General features: G+C 72.6%; 16 protein-coding genes and 1 pseudogene. 6 read left to right on the top strand and 11 right to left on the bottom strand.

Features of this window, described 5'->3' with window-relative positions:
* Positions 1-24: 24 nt before the first annotated feature.
* On the bottom strand, positions 25-381 hold the full coding sequence (locus ACZ6J5_RS12600) for a hypothetical protein (RefSeq protein ID WP_469390614.1): 357 nt from the start codon (positions 379-381) through the stop codon (positions 25-27).
* A 38-nt stretch (positions 382-419) separates the two neighbouring features.
* Here ACZ6J5_RS12600 and ACZ6J5_RS12595 point away from each other — a divergent pair, with 38 nt between their 5' ends.
* Positions 420-1,127, top strand: a complete 708-nt coding sequence (locus ACZ6J5_RS12595; RefSeq protein WP_469390613.1) for a TetR/AcrR family transcriptional regulator — start codon at positions 420-422, stop codon at positions 1,125-1,127.
* Positions 1,128-1,212: 85 nt separating this feature from the next.
* Here the strand turns inward: ACZ6J5_RS12595 and pulA are convergent, their stop codons facing one another.
* From pulA to ACZ6J5_RS12560, 7 genes are all read right to left on the bottom strand, one after another.
* A complete protein-coding gene (pulA, locus tag ACZ6J5_RS12590; protein ID WP_469390611.1) occupies positions 1,213-6,540 on the bottom strand; it encodes a pullulanase-type alpha-1,6-glucosidase in 5,328 nt (1,775 codons plus the stop codon).
* Positions 6,541-6,608: 68 nt separating this feature from the next.
* A complete protein-coding gene (locus ACZ6J5_RS12585) occupies positions 6,609-8,303 on the bottom strand; it encodes a carbohydrate-binding module family 20 domain-containing protein (protein ID WP_469390609.1) in 1,695 nt (564 codons plus the stop codon).
* A 162-nt stretch (positions 8,304-8,465) separates the two neighbouring features.
* A complete protein-coding gene (locus ACZ6J5_RS12580) occupies positions 8,466-9,545 on the bottom strand; it encodes a LacI family DNA-binding transcriptional regulator (protein ID WP_469390607.1) in 1,080 nt (359 codons plus the stop codon).
* The gene (locus tag ACZ6J5_RS12575; protein ID WP_469390605.1) at positions 9,533-11,203 is read right to left on the bottom strand and encodes a glycoside hydrolase family 13 protein; all 1,671 of its coding nucleotides are present in this window, start codon (positions 11,201-11,203) and stop codon (positions 9,533-9,535) included. Before ACZ6J5_RS12575 ends, ACZ6J5_RS12580 begins: the two co-directional genes overlap by 13 nt.
* 45 nt (positions 11,204-11,248) lie before the next feature.
* On the bottom strand, positions 11,249-12,145 hold the full coding sequence (locus tag ACZ6J5_RS12570) for a sugar ABC transporter permease (protein WP_469391345.1): 897 nt from the start codon (positions 12,143-12,145) through the stop codon (positions 11,249-11,251).
* Entirely contained in the window at positions 12,139-13,149 is a 1,011-nt protein-coding gene (locus tag ACZ6J5_RS12565; protein WP_469390603.1) for a carbohydrate ABC transporter permease, read from the bottom strand. Before ACZ6J5_RS12565 ends, ACZ6J5_RS12570 begins: the two co-directional genes overlap by 7 nt.
* 31 nt (positions 13,150-13,180) lie before the next feature.
* Complete coding sequence (locus tag ACZ6J5_RS12560; RefSeq protein ID WP_469390602.1) at positions 13,181-14,458, bottom strand: extracellular solute-binding protein; 1,278 nt, start codon at positions 14,456-14,458, stop codon at positions 13,181-13,183.
* Positions 14,459-14,774: 316 nt separating this feature from the next.
* Between ACZ6J5_RS12560 and ACZ6J5_RS12555 the strand changes: the two genes are divergently transcribed.
* Together ACZ6J5_RS12555 and ACZ6J5_RS12550 are read left to right on the top strand one after the other, a co-directional pair.
* On the top strand, positions 14,775-15,797 hold the full coding sequence (locus tag ACZ6J5_RS12555; protein ID WP_469390601.1) for a LacI family DNA-binding transcriptional regulator: 1,023 nt from the start codon (positions 14,775-14,777) through the stop codon (positions 15,795-15,797).
* Positions 15,798-15,884: 87 nt separating this feature from the next.
* Complete coding sequence (locus tag ACZ6J5_RS12550; protein ID WP_469390600.1) at positions 15,885-16,838, top strand: phosphatase PAP2 family protein; 954 nt, start codon at positions 15,885-15,887, stop codon at positions 16,836-16,838.
* Here the strand turns inward: ACZ6J5_RS12550 and ACZ6J5_RS12545 are convergent.
* Together ACZ6J5_RS12545 and ACZ6J5_RS12540 are read right to left on the bottom strand one after the other, a co-directional pair.
* Positions 16,822-18,423 carry an amidohydrolase gene (locus tag ACZ6J5_RS12545; protein ID WP_469390598.1) on the bottom strand — a complete coding sequence of 534 codons (1,602 nt, stop codon included), beginning with the start codon at positions 18,421-18,423 and terminating at the stop codon, positions 16,822-16,824. The genes ACZ6J5_RS12550 and ACZ6J5_RS12545 overlap by 17 nt on opposite strands.
* 56 nt (positions 18,424-18,479) lie before the next feature.
* Positions 18,480-19,910: pseudogene (locus ACZ6J5_RS12540) on the bottom strand (APC family permease); the annotation flags it as partial.
* 111 nt (positions 19,911-20,021) lie between these two features.
* Between ACZ6J5_RS12540 and ACZ6J5_RS12535 the strand changes: the two are divergent.
* From ACZ6J5_RS12535 to ACZ6J5_RS12525, 3 genes are all read left to right on the top strand, one after another.
* Positions 20,022-20,636 carry a TetR/AcrR family transcriptional regulator C-terminal domain-containing protein gene (locus ACZ6J5_RS12535; RefSeq protein ID WP_469390596.1) on the top strand — a complete coding sequence of 205 codons (615 nt, stop codon included), beginning with the start codon at positions 20,022-20,024 and terminating at the stop codon, positions 20,634-20,636.
* Between the two features lie 15 nt (positions 20,637-20,651).
* On the top strand, positions 20,652-20,858 hold the full coding sequence (locus ACZ6J5_RS12530; protein ID WP_469390594.1) for a hypothetical protein: 207 nt from the start codon (positions 20,652-20,654) through the stop codon (positions 20,856-20,858).
* Between the two features lie 194 nt (positions 20,859-21,052).
* Positions 21,053-21,514, top strand: a complete 462-nt coding sequence (locus tag ACZ6J5_RS12525) for a hypothetical protein (protein ID WP_469390592.1) — start codon at positions 21,053-21,055, stop codon at positions 21,512-21,514.
* On the opposite strand, the gene ACZ6J5_RS12520 is transcribed toward ACZ6J5_RS12525, so the two are convergent.
* Complete coding sequence (locus ACZ6J5_RS12520; RefSeq protein WP_469390590.1) at positions 21,465-24,452, bottom strand: bifunctional [glutamine synthetase] adenylyltransferase/[glutamine synthetase]-adenylyl-L-tyrosine phosphorylase; 2,988 nt, start codon at positions 24,450-24,452, stop codon at positions 21,465-21,467. The two genes, ACZ6J5_RS12525 and ACZ6J5_RS12520, sit on opposite strands and share 50 nt — an antisense overlap.
* Positions 24,453-24,538: the final 86 nt, after the last annotated feature.

Raw genomic sequence — 24,538 nt, 5'->3', positions numbered from 1 at the left:
TCAGGACGTCAGGACGTCAGGACGTCAGGGCAGGACCAGCCAGTCCAGGGCGAAGGCGGTGAGCAGGCCGCCCGCGAGGAGCCACGTGGCCAGCCTCGTACGCCCGTTGCGGGAGAGTTCGATGACGATCCCGCACAGGATCATGGCGAGGCCGTACACGCCGACGACGAGGACGGAGGTGTGGTTCGCCAGGCGGACCACCAGCACCGCGGCCGTGACCACGAGCAGGACCGAGCCGGCGACGACCCGCAACAGGCGGGCCTGCCGGGGGGTGAGGCCGGCGGCCTCGGCCGGGTCGACCGGCTCGTCCGGCTCGACCGGGTCCGCCGGGTCCGCCGGCTCCGTCACGGTCTCCGGGGTCTCCTGCTCAGAAGCGCTCATGTGGCGGGAGCGTAACGGACTCCCGTTAGGCTGTTCGCATGACGACCGGGGTACGCCGCAGGATGGGCGTCGAGGAGCGCAAGCAGCAGCTGATCGGGGTGGCCCTCGAACTGTTCAGCCACCGCTCCCCCGACGAGGTCTCCATCGACGAGATCGCCGCCGCCGCGGGCATCTCGCGCCCGCTGGTCTACCACTACTTCCCCGGCAAGCAGTCGCTGTACGAGGCGGCGCTGCGGCGGGCGGCCGACGATCTGGCGGGCCGGTTCGTGGAGCCGGCGAGCGGGCCGCTGGGCACCCGGCTGCTGCGGGTGATGGGCCGCTTCTTCGACTTCGTCGACGACCACGGGCCGGGCTTCGCGGCGCTGATGCGCGGCGGTCCCGCGGTCGGCTCCTCGACCGCGCACGCGATGATCGACGAGGTGCGGCAGGCGGCGTACGAGCAGATCCTGGCGCATCTGGGCGTCACCGAGCCGTCCGCGCGGCTCGAACTGGTCGTCCGCTCCTGGGTGTCGCTGGCCGAGTCGACGGCGCTGCTGTGGCTGGACGGGCGGCGGGTGCCGCGCGCGGAGCTGGAGCGGCAGCTGGTGCACGACTTCGCGGCGCTGGCGGCGGTGAGCGCGGCGTACGACGAGGGGATGGCGGCGATCCTGGTGCGGATCCTCGCCGACGAGCCGGCGGACGGGCCCTTCGGCGAGCTGCTGGCCCGGCTGCTCGCCCTCGCGCCGACGCCGCAGCCACAGCCGTAGTCGCAACCACAACCACAGCCGTAGCGACAGCCGTAGTTCACGGCGGGAGCGCGGGCCCGCCCCGGAGGGCGGGCCCGCGTCCGTGTCAGCCGGCCGTGAAGACCGCGACCGTGCGGGCCGGGACCGTGAAGGTGCCCGTGCCCCGGTCGTACGCGGCCGAGGCGGCCACCGGGTCGGCTCCCTTCGCCTGGACCGGGTGCAGGCGGTACGCCCGCCCGGCCAGGGTCCCGACGGTCTGGTCCTGGGCGCGCGGGGTCGCGTTGAAGACGACGACCAGGCCGCCGAGGCGCATGGTGACGACGCCCGGGGTCTCGTCGCGGCCCGAGAGCGGGAAGGACAGGGCCTCCTGGACGCGGGCGGCCGAGTCGAGGGAGAACACCGGCTCGGTGGCGCGGATCCGCTGGAGGTCCCGGAAGGCGGCGGATGCCCCGTCGATCTCGGCGCAGCCCGGGGTGAGCGCCGGGTTGCTCAGGAGCGGCTTCGCGGCGGCCCACTTGGAGCGGTTGTCGGCGGCGGGCGGCAGGCCCCGGCCGAAGCCGTTGCCGTCGCGGCAGTCCCAGTGGATCGCGTTGAACCAGTCGCCGCTGTCGTAGGAGTTGCGGTCGAGGGACTTGGAGCGGAGCAGGTCGGTGCCCGCCTGGGAGAGCGAGGGGCCCTGGGAGAGGGTGGCCGTCGCCATGGCGAGGACCTGCGCCCTGGCCCGGTCGGCCGCGGTGGTGCCGGCCGGCAGCTTGAAGGCGAGGGCGTCGTACAGGGTCTCGTTGTCGTGGGCGTCGGCGTAGGCGAGGGCGTCGCCGGGGGCGGCGGCGTAGCCGGCCGGGGAGCCGTTGTAGTCGACCTCGGCGCCCTTGACCGTGCGCCCGGAGGTGTCGGTGAAGGTGTAGGCGGCCAGGTTGCCGCTGAGGCCGACCTTGATCAGGTCCTGGTAGTGGAGGAGGCGGGCCTTCTGCTCGGCGGGGGTGCCGTTGGCGGGGGACGTGTTGGGGTCGGTGGAGAGGCCGCTGGCGAAGCCCTGGACGCCGGGGTCCTCGTCGAAGGGGCCGCCGCCTCGGACGGCGTCGCGGGCCCGGTCGGAGAAGGTGGCGACGCCGGTGCCGGCCATGTTCTTCTGGGTGGCCTGGACAAAGCGGGCGTCGTCGGCGATCTCGCCGAAGTTCCAGCCCTCGCCGTAGAGGACGACCGCCTTGCCGTCGACGCCGTCCTTGGCGACGGTCAGGGCGTCGAGGGCCTTGCGGACGGCGAGGATGTTGGCCTTGGGGTGGTGGCCCATGAGGTCGAAGCGGAAGCCGTCGACCTTGTACTCCCTGGCCCAGGTGACGACCGAGTCGACGACGAGCTTGCCCATCATGGCGTTCTCGGGCGCGGTGTTGGCGCAGCAGGTGGAGGTGGCGACGGAGCCGTCGGCCTGGAGGCGCTGGTAGTAGCCGGGCACGACGCGGTCGAGGACGGACTTGTCGGACTGTCCGGCGGCGACGGTGTGGTTGTAGACGACGTCCATGACGGTGCGCAGGCCGCTGCCGTTGAGGGACTGGACCATCGAGCGGAACTCGACGGTGCGGCGGGTGCCTTCGGGGTCGGTGGCGTACGAGCCCTCCGGCACGGTGTAGTGCAGCGGGTCGTAGCCCCAGTTGTAGGCGTCCTTGGCCGCGGCGGCGGCGACGCAGGTCTGCTGCTCCTCGGAGTCGGGGGCGTAGACCTTCAGGTCGCAGGCGGGCGCGGTCTGTCCGGACCTCTTCTCGGGGATGGTGCCGATGTCGAAGGCGGGCAGGAGGTGGACGTAGTTCGTGCCGGAGGCGGCGAGGTCCCTCAGGTGGCGGGCGCCCTTGCTTCCGGTGTCGCCGAAGGCGAGGTAGGTGCCTCGGTGGGCGGCGGGGACGGTGGGGTCGGCGACGGAGAAGTCGCGGATGTGGAGTTCCTGGATCCGTGCGTCGCGCAGCGGCACGGCGGCGGGCTTCTTCAGGCCCTGCCAGCCCTTGGGGGCGAGGGCCGGGTCGGTGAGGTCGACGACGAGGGAGCGCGCGGAGTCGGTGGTGAGGGCGGTCGCGTAGGGGTCGGTGACCTTGTTGACGACGAGCTTCTGGACGCTGGGGGCCCAGACCTCCACGGCGTACCGGTAGGGCTTGCCGGTCCAGGACTTCGGGCCGGTGACGGACCAGACGCCGCTCGCCTCGTCGCGGCGCATGGGGACGGTCCGGCCGTCGAGTTCGAGGGCGACGGTCCGGGCGGTGGGGGCCCAGAGGGACAGGGTGGGGCGGCCGGAGCGGAAGACGGGGCCGAGGGCGGCCTTCGTCGCCGCCGGGGCGTACAGGTCGTCCAGGACACCGGCCGTCTGCACGCCGGTGGCGGCGAGGAGGGCTCCGTTGGCGGCGCGCTGAGTGGCGAGGAGCTGGCCGCGCAGGGAGGCGCGGACGCGGTCGGCGTCGCGCGGGTCGAGCGTGAAGGCCGGGTAGTCCCTCAGGTGCGGGAACTTCGCCTTCTGCGCGTCGGTCAGCGTGCCGGGGTTCAGGCGGAGCCACTGACCCTCGGAGCTGAGGGCGCCGTCGGTGACGGTGATGCCGCCGCCGGGCGCGTACACGAGCTGCTGGCTGGTGGCGTCGGTGGCCTTGACCTTCCAGACGACGGTGGTGCGGTCGATCCACTGGGCCTCGGCCTTGCCGAGGTCGAGGGAGGGGGCGCCGCCGGTCTGCGGCAGGAGGTACGCCGGCTGTCCGGCGAGCAGCCAGACCTCGTTGCCGTAGGTCGCGAGGTCGAGGGACTGGTCGGTGGGCAGGTCCTTCTGGTCGCCCTTGTGCAGGATGTACGAGAGGGAGGCCGCGCCGTCGGTGAGCGGGACCTCGTAGACCGCGCCGTAGGCGTCGAAGCGGGCCGGCATGAGCGGCTTGGACCAGTCGGTGGGCTCGGCGGCGCCGGTCCAGGTGTGCAGGCCCCAGCCCGTGTAGTCGCCGTCGGCGCGCTGGTAGTGGACGACGGCCTTCTTCTTGTCCTGCGGCGGGGTGGCGGGGGCGGTGTCGGACTGGCTGTCGGAGCCCTGGGTGATCCAGACCTCGCCGGTGCGGGCGAGGGTGACGGTGCGCTGTGGTCCGTCGGCGGTGCCGTCCTTCTCGACGGTGTACGGGACGGTGGCGGCGCCCTCGGGGACGCGGACCCAGGCGAAGGCGCCGTGGGTGTCGCGGCCGGTGAAGGCGGTCTCCTGGCCCGCGGCCTTCAGCGTCCAGCCGTCGTAGTCCCCGGCCGGGCGCCGGTAGTGCACGACGGCCCAGGTGCGGTCGACGGCGACAGGCTTCTCGGGCGGCGGGGCCTGGCCGGCGGTGGAGGCGGCGAGGGCGCTCGCGGTGCGGCCGGCGGAGTCGACGGCGACGGCCTTGTAGCGCAGGGCGGTGCCGGCGGGGGCGGTGACGTGCTGGGTGACCTTGTAGGGGGCGTGGTCGGCGGTGCCGAGGGTCTGCCAGCGCCCGTCGCCGACCTGGGCGGCGAAGACGACCCGGTTGAGGCCGCCGCCGGTGACGTCGGCGGTGAGCTCGACGGTGCCGGTGGCGCCGGTGGCGGGGGCCTTGAGGGTGACGGCGGGGGCGGTCGCGGGGGCGGGCAGCGGGCGGTCGGCCCGCAGGACGACGGAGGACAGGGCGGGGACGGTGACGGTGACCTTGCCGTCCTGGGCGCGGACGGCGCCCTCGCCGCCGTACAGGAGGCGGAAGGCGGCGGAGTCGACGGGGACCGTGACGGTCTTCGGCTCGGTCGCGCTGTTGGCGGCGACGAGGTACTCGGTCTTCTCCCGGGTGTCGGTGCGGGTGAAGGCGTAGACGGAGCCCTCGGCGTACCGCTCGCGCTGGACGCCGTCGCGCAGCGCCGGGTGGGCCTTGGTGAGCTTGGACAGGGCGGCGATGGAGCGGTAGACCGGGTGCCCGGTGTCGTAGGCGTCGGAGGCGTGGGTGCGGTCGGTGCCGAGCTGGTCGTCGTCGAGGTAGTCGGCGGTCTTCGAGGCGAAGAGGGTCTGGCGGGCGTCCTTGTCGCCGCCGGCGCCGGTGAAGCCCTGCTCGTCGCCGTAGTAGATCACCGGGTTGCCCCGGCCGAGGAACATCAGCTCGTTGGCGAGGCGGGCCCGCTTGAGGAGTTCGGCGTCGGACGCGTCGGGGTGGTCCTGCTTGAGGAAGGTCCCGATGCGGCCCATGTCGTGGTTGCCGAGGAAGGTGACCTGCTCGTAGGCGTTGGCCTTGTCGGTGGTGTAGCGGTAGTCCTCGGCGAAGACCTTGGCGAGCCGGTCGGCGCCGGCGCCCTGGGAGGCGTAGGCGCGGGCGGCGTCCTGGAAGGGGAAGTCGAGGGTGGCGTCGAGCCGGCCTCGGGTGACGTAGGGCGCGGTGACGGCGGTGTCGGCGGAGTAGACCTCGCCGAACATGAAGAAGTCGTCACGGCCGCGCTTCTTGGCGTACGCGTCGAGCGCGGTGGCCCACTGGGTCCAGAAGTCGAGGTCGACGTGTTTGACGGTGTCGATGCGGAAGCCGTCGATGTCGAAGTCGCGGACCCAGGTCTCGTAGATCCGCTTCATGCCCTCGACGACCTCGGGACGCTCGGTCCACAGGTCGTCGAGTCCGACGAAGTCGCCGTACTCGGCGGACTCGCCGGCCCAGGTGGAGTCGCCCCGGTTGTGGTACATCGTCGGGTCGTTGAGCCAGCCGGGGACCTTGGCGTTCTCGTCGCCGGGGCGGACGACGGGGGTGTACGGGAAGGAGTCCGCGTCGGTCCTCGCGAGGCCGGCCCGGTCGGCCCGGTCGGCCCGGTCGGCCCTGTCGTCGAAGGGGCGGCCGTCCTTGTCGAGGTAGGGGTAGGCGCCCTTGGGGCGGTAGCCGTACTTCTTCTCGGCGTAGTCGACGGTGTCGGCGGTGTGGTTGGTGATGACGTCGAAGAAGACCTTCATGCCCTTGGCGTGGGCGGCGGCGATGAGCCTCCTCAGGTCGTCGTTGGTGCCGAAGTGCGGGTCGACCTGGGTGAAGTCGGTGATCCAGTAGCCGTGGTAGCCGGCGCTGGCGTCCTTGCCGGTGCCCTGCACGGGCCGGTTCTTGAAGAGGGGCGCCATCCAGATGGCGGTGGTGCCGAGGCCCTTGATGTAGTCGAGCCGCTGGGTGAGGCCCTTGAGGTCGCCGCCCTGGTAGAAGCCCTTGTCGGTGGGGTCGAAGCCGGTGCGCTCGCGGCTGCCGGTGAGCCCGCCCCGGTCGTTGGCGGGGTCGCCGTTGGCGAAGCGGTCGGGCAGCACGAAGTAGAACTGCTCGCGGGTGAGGTCGTGGCGGGCCGGGGTGGCGGCGAGCGCCCGGTCGGAGGGCGGGGCGGGCGGGCGCGGCGCGGCCGCCGCGGGCAGGACGGGCACGAGGGCCGCGCACAGGGCGGCGGCCACGACGACCGCCGTTCTCTTGCGTGTCACGAGGGTGCTCCCAGGGGTACGGGAAGGGGGGCCGCCCCGGGGGGGGCGGCCCTGGGGTGCGGGGCGGGTCAGGTGCGGAAGGTGTCGTTCAGGACGGTCCGGCCGGAGGCGGGGACGGTCGCGGTGCGGTTGGCGCCGGATTCCCAGGTGACGTTCCCGGCGGCGTCCTTGCGGAGGTACTTGTACTCGAAGGCGGTGCCCGCGGGCAGGGTGGCGGCCAGCTTCCAGACGGGGTAGGCGGCCGGGTCGAGCTTGACGGCGGCGGCGGGGGCCCAGTTGCCGAGCTCGGGGCGGTTGCCGGTGACGTAGATGTTCTGGCCGACGCTGGTGGTGGCGGTGACGTTGAAGTCGGCGCCGGCGGTGGCGGGCTGGGTCGGGCCGCCGCCGCAGGTGGTGGCGCCGGTGTGCAGGGCGAGCGCGGTGTTGGCGCCGAGGGTGGCGGTGAACTGCCCGGCGGAGTTCACGGTCACCGGGGTGCCGGTCTGCACGTCGCAGTAGGAGCCGGCGGGCAGCGAGGTCTGGAAGGTGCGGGTGAGCGCGGAGCCCTCGTGGTTGAGGGCCACGTAGGCCTTGGCGCCTCGGCCGAAGGCGATGGCGTTGCCGCCGTTGTCCCACCAGTCGGTGACGGCCTGGCCGCGCGCGGTGTTGCGGAAGCCGACCATGGACGCTATCTCGCGCCAGGCGTGCTGGCACTTCCAGCCGTCGCTGTAGCAGGCGTTGACCTGGTTGCCGTTGGGGGCGCCGGCGTCCTTGTTCGTCCACTCGTAGCCGGAGTGGACGTCCGGGGAGCCGTAGGGCCAGGCCAGCATGAAGACGGAGGCGAGGGTGTAGTCGGCGCCGTTCTTGTAGCTGAGGGTGTCGCCGCCGCGCTCGGTGTCGTGGTTGTCGACGAAGACGCCGGACTGGCCGGAGGGCAGGTAGCCCCAGGACTCGCCGAAGTTCTTGAGGTAGGCGAGCTTCTCGTTCTGGAAGACCCGCTTGAGGTCGCGGGCGTAGCGGAACTCCTGGACGTCGCCGTTGCCGAGGTACTCGCTGGGCGAGACGGCCTCTCCGGCGCCGTAGATGGCCTCCTGCTTCCAGTAGACGGAAGGGTTCGTCAGGCGCGACTTGACGGCGGCGAGGTCGGCGGCCGGCATGTGCTTGGCGGCGTCGATGCGGAAGCCGTCGACGCCGAGCGAGAGCAGGTCGTTGAGGTAGCCGGCGATCCGGCCGCGCACCCAGTCCTCGCCGGTGTCGAGGTCGGGCAGGCCGACGAGTTCGCAGTTCTGGACGTTGGCCCGGTCCTGGTAGGTCGTGATGGTGGCGCGGCAGTCGTCCATGTCGGCGCCGGAGTAGAGGCCCGGGTAGTCGTACTTGGAGAAGCTCGTGCCGCCGGTCCCGGTGCCGGAGGCGTTGGCCATGTGGTTGATCACCGAGTCGGCGACGACCTTCACCCCTGCCGTGTGGCAGGTGTCGACCATGTTCTTGAAGGCGGTGCGGTCGCCGAGCGGTCCGGCGATCTTGTAGCTGACGGGCTGGTAGGCGGTCCACCACGCCGGGCCCTGGATGCGTTCCTGGGGCGGCGAGACCTGCACGTAGCCGTAGCCCGCCGGGCCCAGCTGATCGGTGCAGGCCTTGGCCACCGAGGCGAAGTTCCACTCGAACATCACCGCGGTGACGTCCTTGGCCCCCGGGGGCGTGGCCTCGGCCACCGGGCTGCCCGTGACGGCCACAGCGGCTCCCGCCACGAGGGCGAGTGCAGCGGCCACGGTCTTTCTTGCCATGTTTCCTCCTGTACGACGTCCCTGTCGCAAGAGCGGGTTCGCAAGAAGTTGCCGAAACTGACAGCAACTGTTTTCAGCCGCGACCGTAGGGGCGTACAGGCGTGCGGTCAACCCTTCCGGACACCGCAAGACGAGGGATCACGCGAGGAGTTGCGCCAGGAGTCACACGAGCGGGCGCTGCGGCGGCTGCGGCGCCTGCGCGGTGGAGCCGCGCACGACCAGCTCGGGCTGGAACACGAACTCCGTGCGCTGCACCGGGTTTCCCTCGATCTCCTCCAGGAGCGCGCCGACGGCCGCCGTCGCCATCGCCTGCACCGGCTGGCGCACGGTGGTCAGCGGCGGGTCGGTGAAGGCGATCAGCGGGGAGTCGTCGAAGCCCACCACGGACACGTCCCGGGGCACGTCGAGCCCCCGGGCGCGGGCCGCCCTGACCACCCCCAGGGCCATCAGGTCCGAGCCGCACACGATGCCCGTGCAGCCCTCGGCGAGCAGCAGGTCGGCGGCGGCGTGCCCGCCCTCGACGCCGAACAGGGTGGGCCGCACGAAGCGTTCGGCCTCGGCCCGTTCGACGCCGAGCTGTTCGCGCAGCTCGGCCGCGAAGCCCTCCGCCTTGCGCCGGGAGGGCACGTAGCGGGTCGGGCCGATGGCGAGGCCGATCCGCTCGTGGCCGAGCTCGACCAGGTGCCGCACGGCCATCCTGGCGGCGGCCCGGTCGTCGGGCGAGACGAAGTTGGCGTCGATGTGCTCGTTGAAGCCGTTGATGAGGACGAACGGCACGCCCCGGGCGGCCAGCCGGGTGTAGCGGGCCGGGTCGGCGGTGGCGTCCGCGTGCAGCCCGGACAGGAAGACGATGCCCGCCACCCCGCGCTCCACCAGCTGCTCGACCAGCTCGTCCTCGGTGGCCCCGCCGGGCATCTGGGTGCAGAGCACCGGCGTGTAGCCGTACCCGGCCAGGACCTGCTCCACGACCTGCGCGAAGGCCGGGAAGATGGGGTTGGTCAGCTCGGGCACGACCAGGCCGATCAGGCCCGCGCTGCGCCGTCTCAGCCGTACGGGACGCTCGTAGCCCAGCACGTCGAGCGCGGCGAGCACCTTGTGCCGGGTCGCGCCGGCCACCCCCGCCTTGCCGTTGAGGACGCGGCTGACGGTGGCCTCGCTCACCCCGGACTGGGCGGCGATGTCCGTGAGCCTCGGGGCGCCGTTGCCGGCGCCCCGGGGCGGAGGAACCGTCACACCGCCCACCAGACGGTGGTGTCGGCGGGCAGCTCCACCACGTCCTCCCCGGGGGAGACGGGCTCGTTGGAGAGGATGAACCGGCCGGGCAGCGGGACGGAGATGGCCCGGCCGGTGGTGTTGGCGGTGCAGACGAAGCCGTCGCGGCGGAAGGCGAGCACCCCCTCGGGCGCCTCCAGCCACTCGACGGCCTCGCCCGCACCGAGTCCGGGCTGGGCGCGCCGCGCGGCGAGCGCCGCGCGGTACAGCTCCAGGGTGGAGCCGGGGTCGCCGGTCTGCGCCTCGACGCTGAGGCCGCCCCAGGCGGCGGGCTGCGGAAGCCAGGAGCCGCCGGTCCCGAAGCCGTACGAGGAGCCCTCGACGGTCCACGGGATCGGCACCCGGCAGCCGTCGCGGAAGCCGTCCTGGCCGGTGGCCCGGAAGAAGGACGGGTCCTGGCGGACCTCGTCGGGCAGGTCGGTGACGTCCGGCAGGCCGAGCTCCTCGCCCTGGTAGACGTAGGCGGAGCCGGGCAGCGCCAGCATCAGCAGGGTGGCCGCGCGGGCCCGGCGCAGCCCGAGCTCGCGGTCGCCGGGGGTGCGCAGCTGGGTGCCGAGGCCCGGCGGGTTGGCGAAGCGGGTGGCGTGCCGGGTGACGTCGTGGTTGGACAGCACCCAGGTGGTGGGGGCGCCGACGGGGGCCATCGCGGCGAGCGAGGCGTCGATGACCTGGCGCAGCTCGGCCGCGTCCCAGTGGGTGCCCAGGTACTGGAAGTTGAAGGCCTGGTGCATCTCGTCGGGGCGCACGTAGTGGGCGGTGCGCTCGACGGTCGGGGTCCACGCCTCGGCGACGAGGACGCGCTCCCCGTCGTACTCGGAGAGCACGGTGCGCCAGGAGCGGTAGATCGCGTGGACGCCGTCCTGGTCGAAGAAGGGCATGACGTCGTTGCCGAGCAGCTTGAGCTGGTCGTGGCTGCCGATGTCGGGCAGGCCCTCGGCCTTGACCAGGCCGTGGGCGACGTCGACGCGGAAGCCGTCGACGCCCATGTCGAGCCAGAAGCGCAGGATCGAGCGGAACTCGTCGTGGACGGCGGGGTGTTCCCAGTTGAAGTCGGGCTGCTCGGCGGCGAAGAGGTGGAGGTACCAGTCGCCGGGGGTGCCGTCGGGGTTCTCGGTGCGGGTCCAGGCGGGGCCGCCGAAGATGGACTCCCAGTCGTTGGGCGGGAGTTCGCCGTGCTCGCCCTTGCCGGGGCGGAAGTGGTAGCGCTCGCGCAGCGGGGAGCCGGGGCCCTCGCGCAGGGCGCGCTGGAACCACTCGTGCCGGTCGGAGGAGTGGTTGGGGACGAGGTCCACGATGATCCGCAGGTCCAGCGCGTGGGCCTCGCGGATGAGGGCGTCGGCGTCGTGGAGGGTGCCGAACATGGGGTCGATGGCCCGGTAGTCGGCGACGTCGTAGCCGGCGTCGGCCTGCGGGGAGGCGTAGAAGGGCGAGAGCCAGACGGCGTCGACGCCGAGCTCCTTCAGATACGGCAGCCGGCCGCGTACGCCCTCCAGGTCGCCCATGCCGTCGCCGTTTCCGTCGGCGAAGCTGCGCGGATAGACCTGGTAGATCACCGCGTCTCTCCACCAGCCCGACTGCGTGCCGGTGGTGGGTGCGGCGTCGGCGGGAGGGGCGAGATGCTGGGTCATGTCTTCCTTGAGTCGGAGTCGTGAGGGGCCGGCGCGGTGCCCGGCTCAGCCCTTGACGGCGCCGGCGGACATGCCGGTCACCAGGTGGCGCTGGGCGACGAGGAACACCAGGGCGGCGGGGATCGCGATGAGCACGGAGGCCGCGGACATCGGGCCCCACTGGGCGCCGTACTGGTTGACGAACTTCTGGAGTCCGCCGGCGAGGGTCAGGTTCTCGTCGCCGACCATGAAGGCGGAGGCGTAGGCGACCTCGCTCCAGGCGGTGATGAAGGAGTAGAAGGCGGTGACCGCGATGCCCGGCTTGGCGAGCGGCAGGATGAGCCGCCAGAAGGTGCCGAAGGGGGTGAGGCCGTCGACGTACCCCGACTCGTCGATCTCGCGCGGGATGGTGTCGAAGAAGCCCTTCATCATCCAGGCGCAGAACGGCACGGCGATCGTGAGGTACGTGATGACCAGGCCGGCCGGGCTGTTGAGCAGGCCCATCGAGGCCATGATGTTGTAGATCGGCACGATGAGGACGGCGACCGGGAACATCTGGGTGATGAGCAGCGTCCACATCAGTCCGCGCTTGCCGGGGAAGCGGTAGCGGCTGACGGCGTAGCCGGTGGTGGAGGCGACGAAGACGCCGAGCACGGTGGTGAGGGCGGCGACGAGCAGTGAGTTCCCGAACCAGGTGAGGAACGGGGTGTCGTTCAGCAGGTTCGTGTAGTTCTCGAACGTCGTCTGCTTGAAGAAGTCGGTGGTGGTCGCGAACTTCGCGGGCTTGAGCGAGGTCAGCAGCACCCACAGCACCGGGAAGACGGCGATCACGGAGGCCGCGATCAGGGTGAGGTGGAGCGCGGTGGAGCTGAGCGGCGAGCGGCGGCCGCGGCGGGGCGCGTTCGCGGGGGTCTCGGCGGCGGGGGCCTTGGCCGTGGCGGCGGGGGTGGTCGTGGTCACCAGACTTCTCCCTGCTTGCGGAGGACTCGCCGGTAGACCGCGGCGAAGACCATCAGGAGGATCAGGATCAGCACGCCCCAGGTGGAGGACTGCGCGTAGTCGCGCGGGCTGATCTCGAAGGAGAACTTGTACGCCTGGGTCACCAGGATCTGGGTGGCCTCGCCTGGCCCGCCCCGGGTGAGCAGGAAGATCACCGGGAACATGTTGAAGGTCCAGATGGTGGAGAGCAGGACCACCGTCGTGGAGACCGAGCGCAGTCCGGGCAGGGTGATGTGCCGGAAGCGCTGGAGGGCGCCGGCGCCGTCCATCTCGGCGGCCTCGTAGAGCTCGCCGGGGATGGACTGCAGCCCGCCGAGGAGGGCGACCATCATGAAGGGGACGCCGAGCCAGACGTTGACGGCGATGACCGAGAACTTGGCCCAGGTCGGGTCGTTCAGCCACGGCACGGCGTCGATGCCGCCGCCCGCGAGGAGCTTGTTGAGCAGGCCGTTGTCCTCGTTGTAGAGGAAGCGCCAGGCGAAGACGGAGACGAAGCCGGGCACGGCCCAGGGCAGGATCAGCAGCATCCGGTAGACGGAGCGGCCTGCGATCCGGCGGTTGAGCAGGTTGGCGAGACCGAGGCCGAGGGCGAAGGTCACCGAGACGCAGGAGACCGTCCACACCAGGGTCCAGCCCAGGGTGGACAGGAACTGGCCGCCGGTGAGCGCGTCGACGTAGTTGTCCACGCCCACGAACTCGTAGGTCGCGGGGATGTGGTTGACGCCGATGGAGCGCTCGACGTTGCGCTCGTTGGCGTCGGTGAGCGACAGCCAGACGCCGCGGACCAGCGGATAGCCGATGATCACGCCGATCACGATCACCACCGGGGCGACCATCGCCCAGGCGTACCAGTGCGTGGCGAGCGAACGCCGCGCAGCCCCCTGCCCCTTGCCAGTTCCGCGGCGCGGGCCGCGGGCGTCGTCGCCCGCGGCCTTCGCCACCGACTGGCTGCTGGTGTCCACAGCCATCAGCCGGTCCGCCTTCCTTCCCGCTTCCTCGTTACTTCCAGTCCTTCAGGAGCTTGCGGTAGGACTCGCCCGAGGTCTTGGCCGCCTGCTCCGGAGTGGTCTGGTTGGTGATGACCTTGGTGTACTCGGTGACCAGCGGCGCGAAGAGGCTGCCGCCCTCGGGGATCCAGGGGCGCTCGACGGCCTTGTCGACGACCGGCTTGAAGAACTTGATCTGCTCGTTCATCGCCACGTCGCTCTTGCCGTAGACCGAGGTGCGGGTCGGGAGCAGGCTGAGCTCCTTGGCGACCCGGGTCTGCGCCTCGGGCGAGCTCATGTACTCGACGAAGGCGTAGGAGGCGTCGAGGTTCTTGGAGCCCGCGTAGACGGCGAGGTTGTGGCCGCCCTGCGGGGCGCCCTGCCCGGCGGAGCCGGCCGGGACCGGGGCGATGCCCAGGTTCGCCTTGTCGGCGAACTCCTTGCCGGCGTAGGTGTCGGTGACGGCCCACGGGCCGTTGATCATCATGGCGACCTGGCCGTCCTTGAAGGCCGTCTGCATGTTGTTCCAGCCGTCGGTGGCGTCGGTCTTGGCGGCGCCCGAGTCGACGAGGTCCCGGACGGTCTTGAAGGCCTTGACGCCGGCCGCGTTGTCGATCGTGACGGTCTTGGTGTCGGCGTTGACCATGTCGCCGCCCTCTCCGTAAAGGAAGGAGAGGAACCAGTAGGCGTCGTCGCCGCGCAGGTAGAGGCCGGTCTTGCCGGTCTTCTGCTTGATCTTGTTGGAGACGGCCTTCAGCTCGTCGACGGTCTTGGGGACCTCGACGCCGGCCTCCTTGAAGATCTTCTTGTTGTAGAAGATGCCCATGGAGTCGATGACCTGCGGGACGGCGTAGGTCTTGCCGTCGTACTTGGTGGAGGCGGCGGCCTGCTTGAGGAAGTCGTCCTGGTCCTTCAGGGCCGGGGTGCCGTCCAGCGGGGCGAGGTAGCCGAGGTTGGCGAAGTCCGGGGTCCAGGCGACCTCGGAGCGGATCACGTCGGGGGCGCCGGAGCCGGACTGGGCGGCGTTCTTGAACTTGTTCTGGGCGTCGCCGAAGGGCACGTTCACGTACTTGACCGTGACCTTGGGGTGCTTCTTCGTGAAGTCCTCGGCGAGCTTCTTGAAGACCTTGTCCTCGGAACCGACGGTGGAGGTGTCCCACCAGGTGACGGTGCCCGACAGCTCTCCCGAGCCGTTCGAGCCGCCGCCGGTGGAACCGTCGCCGCTTCCGCACGCCGCCAGGGACACACCCAGGGCCGCGACCAGCGCGGTGGCCGCTATGCCACGCCGCATGTGAACTCCTTCAACTGATCCCGGATGGTTCGAGGGTCCGGAAAGCCTCCTCATGCGACCGCTCCCTCGCGGCGCCCCGGGTTGCCAGGAACGTAACAGGGATGAAAACGAGCCGAAAGACCTTGCGGGAACTTTCTGCAAGACCCGGCGATCGTTACATTTGCGTGTCCTGAAGGTTGCCGACAGGCCGCTTGACAGCTCCGGAGCCCCTTCCCCGCTTGCAAGAACTTGCGAAAGCCCTGCGGCGAGCGGCCGTGGGCGGCCGGAACCCGCGCTGTGTGGGCAATCCGACGGGCGAGCGGTACAGTCCACTCCCATGACCGCGCGGCTCTCCGACATCGCAGCCCAGGCGGGGGTCAGTGAGGCCACAGTCAGCCGCGTGCTCAACGGCAAGCCCGGCGTGGCCGCGGCCACCCGCGAATCCGTGCTCGCCGCACTCGACGTGCTCGGCTACGAGCGCCCCGTACGCCTGCGCCAGCGCAGCGCCGGGCTCGTCGGCCTGATAACCCCCGAGCTGGACAACCCGATCTTCCCCGCGCTCGCGCAGGTCATCGGGCAGGCCCTCACCCGGCAGGGATACACCCCGGTGCTCGCCACCCAGACCCCCGGCGGGTCCACGGAGGACGAGCTCACCGACATGCTGGTGGAGCGCGGGGTGGCCGGCGTCATCTTCGTCTCCGGGCTGCACGCGGACACCACGGCCGACACCACCCGCTACGACCAGCTGCGCGGCAAGGGCGTCCCGTACGTCCTCATCAACGGCTTCTCGCCCAAGATCCAGGCCCCCTTCGTCTCCCCCGACGACCGGGCGGCGATGGTCCTCGCGGTGACCCACCTCGCCGCGCTCGGCCACACCCGGATCGGGCTGGCCGTGGGGCCCAAGCGCTTCGTGCCGGTGCTGCGCAAGATCGAGGGCTTCCGCAAGGGGATGCAGGAACGCTTCGGGCTGACCCCCGAGGAGTCCGAGGACCTCATCCAGCACTCCCTCTACACCCTGGAGGGCGGCCAGGCGGCGGCCTCGGCGCTGATCGCCCGGGGCTGCACCGCCGTCGTCTGCGCCAGCGACATGATGGCGCTGGGCGCCATCCGGGCCGCCCGGCAGCAGGGGCTCCAGGTGCCGAGGGACGTGTCGGTGGTCGGTTTCGACGACTCCCCGCTCATAGCGTTCACCGATCCGCCGCTGACCACCATCCGGCAGCCCGTGCAGGCGATGGGGCAGGCGGCGGTGCGGGCGCTCCTGGAGGAGATCGGCGGCACCCCGGCCCCGCACAGCGAGTTCGTCTTCATGCCGGAGCTGGTCGTTCGCGGTTCAACGGCCTCGGCTCCCGTACGGGACTGAGGTCCGTCCTGGGTCGGAGCGGGTGCGGCCCGTCTCCGACCGGAGGATGATCGGTCGGAGGAACGCCATCTGGCAGACTCTCCTCCCATGGGTGAAACGACCGTGAAGAGTTTGGAAGACCGGACGACCCCGTCGTCACCCATCGTGACAGGCGGCCGATTCGCGCGCCTGCGCGCCCGGACACCGCGCCGGCCCACCATCTGGTTCGAGATCGCGCTCATCGCGATCAGCTACTGGACCTACTCCCTGATCCGCAACGCGGTGCCGGAGCAGAAGGCCCAGGCGCTGAAGAACGCCGACTGGATCTGGCAGACCGAGCACTCCCTCGGGCTGGCCTTCGAGCAGACCGTCAACCACGCCGTGAACTCGGTGACGTGGCTGATCGTGGGCATGAACTACTACTACGCCACGCTGCACTTCGTCGTGACCATCGGCGTGCTCGTGTGGCTGTACCGCTGGCAGCCGGGCCGTTACGCGGCGTTCCGCACCGTCCTGTTCGCCACCACCGGCGTGGCCCTGGTCGGCTACTACCTGTACCCGCTGGCCCCGCCGCGCCTGATGAACGGCCAGAACTTCATCGACACGGTGCTGGTCCACCACACCTGGGGCTCGATGGCCTCGGGCAACCTCAAGCACATGTCGAACCAGTACGCGGCGATGCCGTCGATGCACATCGGCTGGTCGCTGTGGTGCGGAGTGACCATCTTCCTGCTGGCCAAGGCGCCCTGGGCGCGGATCCTCGGCCTGCTCTACCCGACGGCGACCCTGGTCGTCATCGTGGCCACCGCCAACCACTTCTGGATGGACGCGGTCGGCGGCATGATCTGCCTGGCCTTCGGCTTCGCCGTCTCCTACCTCTGGTACGGCTCCCGCCCCCACCGCCTGCCCAAGCTGGTGGCCCCCGCCCTCCCGGTCGCCCAGGGGGGACCGGCGACGGGCCCGGCCCGGGACCAGGCCCACGACCAGGACCAGGCCCCGGCCCCGGCCGCCGGAGCGGCCGAGGCGGGACAGCGGGAGCGGCGGGTCAGCTCCGGAAGCTGATCCGGCCACCGGTCACCGTCAGCCGGATCGGAGCCTCGGCCGTCTCGTCGGCCGGGGCTTCCGTCGGATCGACGGCGAAGGCCGTGAGGTCGGCGCGGTAGCCGGGGGCCAGGCGGCCCGCCGTCCGCTCCTCCCCCGCCGCGAAGGCCGCGTGGCTGGTCATGCCCTCCAGCGCCATCGCGCCGGTCAGGCCGGGCCGGGCCGCCGCCGCCCCGCGCGGGGCCTGCGCGGTGGCGAGCACCTGCCGGGCGTCGTAGTGCGCGATGGGCCAGTCCGAGCCGAGGGCCAGGTGGGCCCCGGCCTCCCGGAGGTCCCGGCAGCGCCAGGCCCGGTCGGCGCGCTCCTCGCCGAGCCGCTTGGACCACTCGTCGGTGTGGTCGGCGCGGGTGTAGGCGGTGTGCGGGGGCTGCATCGAGGCGACGACGCCGAGCGCGGCGAAGCGGGGCAGCTGGTCGTCGGGGACGGTTTCGATGTGCTCGACGCGGTGCCGGGGCCCGGGGGCGGCGCCGAGGGACTCGACGGTGTCCAGGACGTGGCGGACGGCCGCGTCGCCGATGGCGTGGGTGGCGGTGCCGACGCCCTCGGCGTGCAGGTGCCGGACCGCGGCGGCGTACGCGGCCGGGTCGGGCCAGAAGGCGTCGGTGCCCTGGCCGTGGCAGTCGGCGTGCTCCAGCCAGGCGGTGCCGCCCTCGACGGTGCCGTCCATGAAGAACTTGACGCCGCCGATCCGCCAGCGCCGCCCGGCCCGCTTCTGGAGCCGGACCAGCTCGTCCAGCTCCTCCGCCGTGGCCCCGGGCATGCACCAGGGGGCGAGCCGCAGCCGTACGGGCAGCTCGCCGGCCTCCTCGACGGCGGCGAGCAGGCCGGGGACGTCGGGGCCGCCGAGGTCCATGACGTGGGCGGCGGTGAGTCCGGTGGCGGCCATGGCGCCGAGCAGCTCGACGAGCCGGTCGCGGCGCTCGGCGAACGGCCGGGCGGGCAGCACCGGGTCCATCAGCCCCATGGCGGCGTGCTCGTTGAGGTGCCCGGTGGGGCGGCCCGCCGCGTCGCAGACGATCTCGGAGCGCTGGTCGAAGGCGCGCGGCCCGTCGATGCCCGCCACCCGCAGGGCCGCCGCGCTCGCGAGGGCGGAGTGCCCGTCGTACAGGCGCAGGAAGGCCGGGAGGCCGTCGACGGCCTCCTCGATCAGCTCGTGGTGGATGGGACGGCCGCCGAAGACGTTGTGGTCGAGGCCGAAGCCGACGATCCAGCCCTCGCGCCGCTCGGCGGCCCGCAGCGCGGCGCGCAGCCCGTCGAGGTCGGTGACGGCCGAGAGGTCGGTGCCCGCGGACATCTCCAGGCCCCAGACCGGGTGGCTGTGGGCGTCGGTGAGGCCGGGGGTGAGGGTGGCGCCGCCGAGGTCGACGACCTCGGTGCGGGGGCCGCGCCAGGCGCGGGCGTCCGCGTCGTCCCCGACGGCGGTGATCAGTCCGTCGCGGACGGCGACAGCGGTGTGGCGGGAGAGGGCGGGGGTACGGAGGCGGGCGCCGACGAGGAGGAGGTCGGGCGCGGCGTGCTCCGCGGACTCTGCGAACTCTGCTGACACGAGGGGTCTCCGGATTCCAGGGGGACGGTGGGCTGATCGGTGGCCTGATCGGTGGGCGGCTCTTCGGCGAAGCGGGCGTAGATCTCCGGGCGGGTGCGGCGCAGCCGCCGCGCGAGGAGCAGCCCGAGGAGGAAGACGGCGGGGACGACGGTGACGAGGACGGTGTCCACGGTGGCGGAGGCGCCGGTGAAGAGCTGGACCTTGGAGGCGACCAGGTAGATCGCGACGGTCAGCAGGACGGCGGCGGTGCCGGGGGCGACCAGGGTGCGCAGGGCTCCCTCGGTGTGCGGGACGCGCCGGAAGTGGCGTACGACGGCGAGGGCGGCGAGCAGCATCAGCGCCATCAGCCCGAGCATCCCGGGGGTGTTCACCCAGAGCAGCAGCTGGGCGTACGGGTCGGCGCCCGCGGCGGCGAAGCCGAGGACGACGGCGGCGCCGAGGACGGTCTGGACGGCGCCGGCGACGTACGGGGAGCGGTGGCGGGGGTGGATCCGGCCGAGCGCGGCGGGCACCACGCCCTCCTCGGCGAGGGCGAGGGAGTAGCGGTTGATCGCGTTGTGGAAGGCGAGCAGCGAGGCGATGATGCTGGTCACGATGAAGACGTGCATCAGGTCGGCGGCCCAGGGGCCGACGTACGTGGTGATGGCGGCGAAGAAGAGGCCGCCGGGGTCCTGCGCGGCGGCGGCCACGACCCGGTCCTCGCCGAAGGCCTGGATGACGGTCCAGACGACGAAGGCGTAGAAGAGGCCGAGGAAGGCGACCGCGATGTAGGTGGCGCGGGGGATGGTGCGGTCGGGGTCGCGGGCCTCGCGGCGGTAGATGACGGTGGACTCGAAGCCGGTGAAGGCCGAGAAGGCGAAGGCGAGGACGGCGGCGGTGCCGGGGACGAGGACGTTGCCGGGGGCGAAGGACGCGAGGGAGAGTTCGCCGGTGGCGCCGCCGTCGAGCAGGACGCCGCCCGCGAGGAGCACGAGTATCCCGGTCTCGGCGACGAGGAGGACGCCGAGGACCTTGGCGCCGAAGTCGATGGAGCGGTAGCCGCCGTACCAGATGAGCAGGAGCCCGGCGAGGGCGACGGGGAGCCAGGGCAGGTCGACGCCCCACAGGGCGTGGGCGGTGTCGGCGGTGGCGGAGCCGAGCAGGCCGTAGACGCCGATCTCCATGCCGTTGTAGCCGACCATCGCGATGAGCGCGGCGGCGATGCCTGCGGGCTTGCCGAGTCCCCGGGCGATGTACGCGTAGAAGGCGCCGCCGCCTCGGACGTGCCGGCTCATGGTGGTGAAGCCGACGGCGAAGACGGCGAGGGTGATTCCGGCCAGGAGGTAGCCGGCGGGGGCGCCGATGCCGCCGAGCCCGAGGGCGATGGGGGCGACACCCGCCATCACGGTGAGCGGGGCGGCGGCGGAGACGACGAAGAAGGAGATGTCGGCGGTGCCGAGGGTGCCGGTTCTCAGTCCGGGCGGCTCGTCGGGGGTGCGGGACGACATGGGTGGGGAGGCCCTTCTGCGGCAGGAGCAGGAAACCTAAAGCCTTTCGGTTGGCGCAATGTAGCCTCGTGCCCGACGATTCGGGAAGACCTGAACTGGGAGAAGACCTGCATGGGCCGGCCGCGCACACCCCTCCTCGACCGGGAGCGCATCACCACGGTGGCGCTCGAACTCGTGGATGAGCGGGGGGACTTCAGCGTGCCGGAGATCGCCCGGCGGCTCGGGGCCCGGACGGCCTCGGTGTACCACCACGTGGACGGCCGGGACGGCATAGTCGAGCTGCTGCGGGAGCGGGTCTGCGCGGCGATCGACGGCGGCTCGCTCGACCGGGAGCCCTGGGACGAGGCGATGGCCGCCTGGGCGCGCTCCTATCGCGCGGCCTTCGCGGCGCACCCGCGCGCGATCCCGATGCTGACCACCTCGCCGGTCCGGGCGCCGAAGGTGCTCCTCCAGTACGAGAAGGCGGTCGGGCGGCTCCTGGACGCGGGCTTCCCGCTGGCGGACGTGATGCCGGTGATCATCGCGATGGAGAACCTGGTGCTCGGCTCGGCGCTCGACATGGCGGCGCCCGAGGCGATGTGGGAGCTGGCCGACGAGACCGCCACGCCTCGGCTGGCGCGGGCGCTGGCAGCGATCGACGAGAGCCGGACGGACGCGGCCTTCGAGCTGGCGCTCGCGGGATACCTGGAACACTGCCGGAGACGGCTCGCCGCCGTCTCCGCCTGACCGAGGAGTGCCGCCGTGACCATCGTGATCCTCTCCGCCCTCGTCGCCCTCGCCGCCGCGGGCTGCGGCTGCGTGGTCTGGGCAGCCCGGGGCGGCCCCCGCTGGACCCGCGGGGTGGCCGCCGCGACGCTGGCGGCGGGCGAACTGGCGCGCGGGGTCGCCCGGTCGAACCGGAGGCGCGACGGGCGGGGCGGGGACGACGGCGGGGGCGGCGGGGAGTAGCCGCGCGGGGGGGGCGGGGAGTAGCGGCGCGGGGGGCGGGGAGTAGCCGCGCGGGGGGGCGGTCACGGGCCGCAAGGACTGCGGGGGGGGGTCACGGGGGTCACGGGGGTCACGGGGGTCACGGGGGTCACGGGAGTCGCTTACCCGCACCCCACTATGCACTCCGCGTATACACACTACGTATAGTCGCGTCCATGACCACCGTCTCACGGCCGTTCAAAGCCCTGGCCGTCTCCTCGCTGGCCGTCGGCGCCGCGCATCTGATCCTCTCCGACACCCTCTACCTGGGCTTCGCCGGACAGGCCGCGTCCACCCTGGGCGGCGGCGGCCCCGCCTACTCCGCCGACCAGGCGTTCACCACCGCGCTCATGAACACCGCCCTGGTGATGCCCCTGGTGCTGTGGATCGGGCTGCGGATCTCCGGCGAGCGCGGGCTCTGGGTGACCGTGCTGACCGGGACCGGCGTCTGGATCGTCACCGTGTGGAACGGCGTCGACCTCATCGACGACGCCCCCGGCTCCGTACTCCCGCTGAGCCGGCTCGCCCTCGTGGTGGGCCTGACCGCGCTCGCCTCGCTCGTCCCCACCGCCGCCGCGCGCCGCGCCGCTACGCGCCGTAGAAGCGCTCCTCCACCACCGCCCGCGCCCGGCGCGTGATCCGGCGGTAGTCGTCGACCATCTCGCCGACGTGACCCGGCCCGTAGCCCAGATAGCGCCCGACGGCGGCCAGTTCGCGCGGCTCCGAGGGGAAGGTGTCGCCGGGCCGGCCGCGCACCAGCATCACCGCGTTGCGCACCCGGGTCGCCAGCACCCAGGCGTCGTCCAGGATCTGCGCCTCCTCCGTGACCAGCAGCCCCGCCGCCCGTGCGGCGGCCAGCGCCTCGCGGGTCCGGGTGGTGCGCAGCCCCGGCTCGGCCCAGCCGTGCCGCATCTGCATCAGCTGCACCGTCCACTCGACGTCGCTCAGCCCGCCGCGCCCCAGCTTGGCGTGGAGCGTCGGGTCGGCGCCGCGCGGCAGCCGCTCGGTCTCCATCCGGGCCTTGAGGCGCCGGATCTCGCGCACCGCGTCCTCGCCGAGCCCCTCCACCGGATAGCGCAGCGGGTCCGCGAGCGCGATGAACCGCTCGCCCAGCCCCGCGTCGCCGGCCATCGGCTCGGCGCGCAGCAGGGCCTGGCTCTCCCAGACCAGCGACCAGCGCCGGTAGTAGGCCTCGTACGACTTGAGGGTGCGCACCAGGGGGCCGCTCTTGCCCTCCGGGCGCAGATCCGCGTCGATGAGCAACGGCGGGTCGGCGGTGGGAAGTTGCAGGAGTCTGCGCATCTCGGCGACGACCCGGCCGGCGGCCCGGGACGCCTCCTGCTCGTCGACGCCCTCGCGGGGCTCGTGCACGAACAGGACGTCCGCGTCGGAGCCGTAGCCGAGTTCGCCGCCGCCGAAGCGGCCCATGCCGATGACCGCGAAGCGGGTGGGGAGTTCGTCGCCCCACTCGGCCCGCACGGCGGCCCGGAGGGCGCCCGCGAGGGTGGCCGCGTTGAGATCGGTGACGGCCTGGCCGACCCGGTCCACGAGCGCGCCGGGGTCGGGCTCGCGCGGGCTGTCCTCCGTACCGTACGAGCGGATGAGGTCGGCGGCGGCGGTGCGGAACAGCTCGCGGCGGCGCACTCCTCGGGCCGCCGCCACCGCCTGCTCGGCGCCGTCCGCGCGCCCGACGGCGGCCAGCACCTCCTGCTCCAGGTGCTCCCGGCCGCGCGGCTTGAGGCCCTCCGGGTCGCCGAGGATGGCGACCGCCTCGGGGGCGCGCAGCAGCAGGTCGGGGGCGAGCCGGCCGGCGGAGAGGACCCGGGCCAGGTTCTCGGCGGCGGCGCCCTCGTCGCGCAGCAGGCGCAGGTACCAGGGGGTCTTGCCGAGCGCGTCGGAGACCTTGCGGAAGCCGAGGAGGCCCGCGTCCGGGTCGGCGGAGTCGGCGAACCAGCCGAGCAGCACCGGCAGCAGGGTGCGCTGGATGGCGGCCTTGCGGCTGACGCCGGAGGACAGCGCCTCCAGGTGGCGCAGGGCGGCGGCCGGGTCGGCGTAGCCGAGGGCTTCGAGGCGCTGGCCGGCGGCCTTGGGGCTGAGCCGGATCTCGCCGGGGGCGAGCTGGGCGACGGCGTCGAGGAGCGGGCGGTAGAACAGCTTCTCGTGCAGCCGGCGCACGACGGCCGCGTGCCGCTTCCACTCCTTGGTGAGCTCGGCGACGGGGTCGGTGCGCAGGCCGAGGGAGCGGCCGAGGCGGCGGAGGTCCTCGTCCGCCTCGGGGACGAGGTGGGTGCGGCGCAGCCGGTAGAGCTGGATGCGGTGCTCCATGGCGCGCAGGAAGCGGTACGCCTCGTCGAGCTGGGCGGCGTCGGCGCGGCCGACGTAGCCGCCGGCGGCGAGGGCGGCGAGCGCGTCGAGGGTGGTGCCGCTGTGCAGGGTGGCGTCGCTGCGGCCGTGCACGAGCTGGAGGAGCTGGACGGCGAACTCGACGTCGCGCAGGCCGCCGGGGCCGAGCTTGAGTTCGCGGTCGACCTGGGCGGCGGGGATGTTGTCGACGACCCGGCGGCGCATCTTCTGCACGTCGGGCACGAAGTTCTCGCGCTCGGCGGCGTGCCAGACGAGCGGGGAGAGGGCCTCGACGTAGGCGGCACCGAGCTCTTGGTCGCCGGCCACCGGACGGGCCTTCAACAGGGCCTGGAACTCCCAGGTCTTGGCCCAGCGCTGGTAGTAGGCGAGGTGGGAGGAGAGGGTGCGGACGAGGGGGCCGTTGCGGCCCTCGGGGCGGAGGTTGGCGTCGACGGGCCAGATGGTGCCCTCGACGGTGGTCTCGGAGCAGATCCGCATGAGGTGGGAGGCGAGCCGGGTGGCGGCCTGGATCGCCTTGCCCTCGTCGGCGCCCTCGGCGGGCTCGCCGACGAAGATGACGTCGACGTCGGAGACGTAGTTGAGCTCGTGGCCGCCGCACTTGCCCATGGCGATGACGGCGAGCCGGCACTGGGCGGCGTCCTCGGGCGCGGCGGCGCTCGCGAGGGCGAGGGCGGCGCGCAGGGTGGCGGTGGCGAGGTCGGCGAGCTCGGCGGCGGTCTCGGCGACGTCGGTGGTGCCGCAGACGTCGCGGGCGGCGATGGCGAGCAGGCAGCGCCGGTAGGCGACCCGCAGCGCGTCCGGGTCGTCGGCCTCGGCCAGCCCGCGCTCGAAGTCGGCGACGCCCGGGTGCAGATCGGCGGCCTCGTACGTGACGAGGGCCTGCCAGTCGCGCGGATGGCGGGTCAGGTGGTCGGCGAGCGCCTCGGAGGCGCCGAGCACGCCGAGCAGCCGGTCGCGGAAGGGCTTGGCGGAGAGCAGCGTGGTGGTCAGCGCGGGCCGTTCGGCCTCGGGCTGCGCCTCGACGAGCCGGACCAGGCCGCGCAGGGCGAGGTCGGGATCGGCCGTGCCGCCGAGGGCGTCGAGGAGCACCGGGTCGCCGCGGAGGGCGGACAGCTCCTCCAGGTCGAGCAGGCGCTCGGCGGCGGACGGATCGGTGAACCCGTGCCGCAGCAGCCTGCTGAAGGTGCTGCTCCTGCGTCCCGGCACCGTCATGCCAGCGCTCCCTCCACCGGTCGGTCCAGTACCCGGACGAGCCTAGTCCTCCTGGAGCCGGGTTGGTGTTCCGAGGTGCGTGGCGG

The organism is Streptomyces sp. NPDC042100 (assembly GCF_055582325.1).
This window is presented reverse-complemented; position numbering and strand designations above follow the sequence as displayed.